Source organism: Actinoplanes sp. NPDC051633 (assembly GCF_040681735.1).
Taxonomy (GTDB): domain Bacteria; phylum Actinomycetota; class Actinomycetes; order Mycobacteriales; family Micromonosporaceae; genus Actinoplanes.
Window position 1 is genome coordinate 1 of record NZ_JBFAZH010000881.1, and the last position, 3,332, is coordinate 3,332.

Genomic DNA, 3,332 nt, shown 5'->3' on the forward strand with positions numbered 1-3,332 from the left:
CACTTACAGTCAGGGAGAACGCCACCGGCCTCGCGAGCGCCAACTCGCGAGGCCGGTTCCCAGCACGAGTGCCGGGTCTGGTTGCGCTGACTGGATCTTACTCACTTCGGCATCCGGCGGAAACCCGGCCTGCCCGAAAGAGGGAGTCACTCCGCTGAGGAGCGGCGTCGGCGCGGTCGACCGACCGCGCGGCCCCCTGTGCAGGAGTGACGATGCCAGTCGAAACCTTCACCGGTCCCTATCTGACGTTGGGAGGACTCGCGCGATACCTGAACGCATCACCGTCCGAGCGAAGGCCGGTACTCGCCAAACTCAAGAAGGATCGGCTCAAGCCGGGTCGAAAGTTCGATCCGCACGCGAAGTTCTACACGGCCATCCGGAACGACCTGATAGCCGGCGACTCCTTCGCTCATGTGCGGCAGGTCCACCTGGAAGCGCCGCAACATCACGCGCCGTCCTACATTGCTCTCGCGGCCGGGTGGGAGAAGTACCTCTGCGAGCACCCGGCATCGTCGCGCCAGCGGCTGGCCAGGGTCCGTAATGCTCGCGTCGAGCGACAGGGACTGATCGTCAACGTGAACCCCCGTTTCGGGATTGCCTGGAGTCACAAGCATGTCGACGTCGTCAGTCTTTGGCTGGATCAGCAACCACTCTCCGAACACGCGGGCTTGACCATTGCAGCCCTGATGCAGTCAAAGATGCGCTCGCTCTGCTTGGGCGGCACATCGACCGTCGTGGACGTCCGGAGGTCCTGCGCGTTTGAGGCCCACGACGATCAGGACCTGCTGTGCGCGTTCGATTCCGAGGCCGCGACTGTGGTCGATCTGTGGGATACCGATCCGGCGGCTGCTTGAGGACCTTGTCCGGGAAGAGCCGCACGTCGTACGGCTCTTCCCGGTCGGTCAGCGGGCGGCGCCCGCGCGGCGCTTCGTCCAGACGTCGAAGGCCACCGCGATCAGCAGTACCGCTCCCTTGACGTACATGACCTGCTCCGACTCGGCGCCGATCAGGCTCATGCCGTTGTTGATCACGCCCATGATCAGGCCGCCGGTGATGGCGCCGATCACCTTGCCCACGCCGCCCTGCACCGCCGCGCCGCCGATGAAGGCCGCCGCGATCGCGTCCAGCTCGAACTGGTCACCGGCGGTCGGGTTGGCCTGGTTGAGCCGGCCCGCGAAGATGATGCCGGCCAGCGCGGACAGCACACCCATGTTCACGAAGATCCAGAACACCACCGACTTGACCTTCACGCCGGACAGCGTCGCGGCCTGCAGGTTGCCGCCCACGGCGTAGATCTGCCGGCCGAAGACCGCCCGGTTGGTGAGCACCGAGTAGCCGATCACCAGCGCGGCGAGCAGCACCAGCACCCAGGGCAGGTTCTTGAACCGGGCGAGCTGCACGATCACGAACATCACGACCAGCGCGGCGAACGCGATCTTCAGCACGAACAGCGGCATCGCGTCGACCTGCTGGTCGTACCGCAGCCGCGCCGCCCGGGCCCGCCACTGGGTCATGAAGATCGCACCGACCCCGACCAGCCCGACCAGCAGGCTCAGCAGGTCGGCGCCGCCGAGCATGCCGAGGCCGATGTTGCCCAGGTAGCCCTCGGTGAAGCCGTTCGCCAGCGTGCGGACCTCGTCCGGGAATGGGCCGATGCCGCGGTTGCCGAGCACGCTGTATGTGGTGGCGCGGAACAGCAGCATTCCGGCCAGTGTGACGATGAACGCCGGGATGCCGAAATAGGCCACCCAATAGCCCTGCCACGCGCCGATCAGCCCGCCCGCGAGCAGCGTGAGGAGCAGCGCGAGGGGCCACGGCAGATCCAGGTTGACCATCAGCACCGCGGCGAACGCTCCGCTGGCCGCGACGATCGAGCCCACCGACAGGTCGATGTGCCCGGCGATGATCACCAGGATCATCCCGATCGCCAGGATCAGGATGTACGAGTTCTGCACGATGATGTTGCTGATGTTCTGCGGCGCCAGCAGGTCGCCGCCGGTGAGCACCGTGAACAGGACCACGATCAGCGCGAAGGCGATGTAGATGCCGCTCTGCCGCAGGTTCAGGTTGAGCGAGAAGCGGCGCGGCCCGTCGGACCCGCCGGTCGGCGCCGGGTCCATCGCGAGGTCGGCGTTGGTCGGTGCGACGCTGGTCATCGCGGCTGCCCTGCGGTCATGAGCGTCATGAGGCCCTCCTGTGTGGCGTCCGACCGGGGAACCTCACCGGTGATCCGGCCGGCCGACAACGTGTAGATCCGGTCGCACAGCCCGAGCAGCTCGGGCAGCTCCGACGAGATGAGCAGCACCGCTTTGCCCTCGTCGGCGAGCCGGTTGATGATCGTATAGATCTCGAACTTGGCGCCGACGTCGATCCCGCGGGTCGGCTCGTCGAGGATCAGCACGTCCGGGTTCGTGAAGATCCACTTGGACAGCACGACCTTCTGCTGATTGCCGCCGGAGAGCTTGCCGGTGATGCTCGCGACGCTGGGCGCCTTGATGTTCATCGACCGGCGGTACTCCTCGGCGACCTTGTACTCCTCGTTCTCGTCGACCCAGCCGCTGCGGGCCAGCTTGCGCAGGCCCGCGGCGGAGACGTTGCGCTTGATGTCCTCGATCAGGTTGAGGCCGTAGCGCTTGCGGTCCTCCGTGGCGTACGCGATGCCGTGCCTGATCGCGTCCTGCACCGAGCGCAGGTGGATCTCCTTGCCGTCCTTGATGATCCGCCCGGAGATCCCGGTCCCGTACGCCCGCCCGAACACGCTCATCGCGAGCTCGGTGCGGCCGGCGCCCATCAGCCCGGCCAGCCCCACGATCTCCCCCCGGCGCAGCGAGAGGTTCGCGTTGCGGACCAGGACCCGGCCGTGCTGGGTGGGGCTGTGCACGGTCCAGTCCTCGATCCGCAGCACCTCGTCGCCGATCTTGGGCTCGTGGGGCGGGAACCGGTGGTCGAGGTCGCGGCCCACCATGCCGGAGATGATCCGGTCCTCGGTGACCGAGTCCGCGGCCATGTCGAGCGTGCTGATGGTGCGGCCGTCGCGCAGGATGGTGACCCGGTCCGCGATGGCGAGCACCTCGTTCAGCTTGTGCGAGATGATCACGCAGGTGATCCCCTCGTCGCGCAGCCCGCGGATGAGGTCGAGCAGGTGCGCCGAGTCCTCGTCGTTGAGCGCCGCGGTGGGCTCGTCGAGGATCAGCAGCTTGACCTCTTTGGACAGCGCCTTGGCGATCTCCACCAGCTGCTGCTTGCCGACGCCGAGGTCGATGACGGGCGTGACCGGACTGTCCGACAGCCCCTCGGGGCGGAGCAGCTGCCCCGCGGCGCGGTTCGTGGCG

At 67.2% G+C, this 3,332-nt stretch carries 3 protein-coding genes; 1 reads left to right on the plus strand and 2 read right to left on the minus strand.

Going from position 1 to position 3,332, the window contains the following annotated elements:
* Positions 1–212 precede the first annotated feature (212 nt).
* The gene (locus AB0M20_RS33805; RefSeq protein WP_364304404.1) at positions 213–854 is read left to right on the plus strand and encodes a hypothetical protein; all 642 of its coding nucleotides are present in this window, start codon (positions 213–215) and stop codon (positions 852–854) included.
* Between the two features lie 48 nt (positions 855–902).
* On the opposite strand, the gene mmsB is transcribed toward AB0M20_RS33805, so the two are convergent.
* Positions 903–2,156 carry a multiple monosaccharide ABC transporter permease gene (mmsB, locus tag AB0M20_RS33810; protein ID WP_364304405.1) on the minus strand — a complete coding sequence of 418 codons (1,254 nt, stop codon included), beginning with the start codon at positions 2,154–2,156 and terminating at the stop codon, positions 903–905.
* Positions 2,153–3,332: sugar ABC transporter ATP-binding protein (locus AB0M20_RS33815; RefSeq protein ID WP_364304406.1), on the minus strand; the 1,180-nt coding region annotated here is incomplete at its 5' end. The genes mmsB and AB0M20_RS33815, both read right to left, overlap by 4 nt.

Excerpts from the sequence above, each read along its gene's own strand:
- AB0M20_RS33805 (WP_364304404.1), top strand. The coding sequence starts at position 213 with ATGCCAGTCGAAACCTTCACCGGTCCCTATCTGACGTTGGGAGGACTC.
- mmsB (WP_364304405.1), bottom strand. The coding sequence starts at position 2,156 with ATGACCAGCGTCGCACCGACCAACGCCGACCTCGCGATGGACCCGGCG.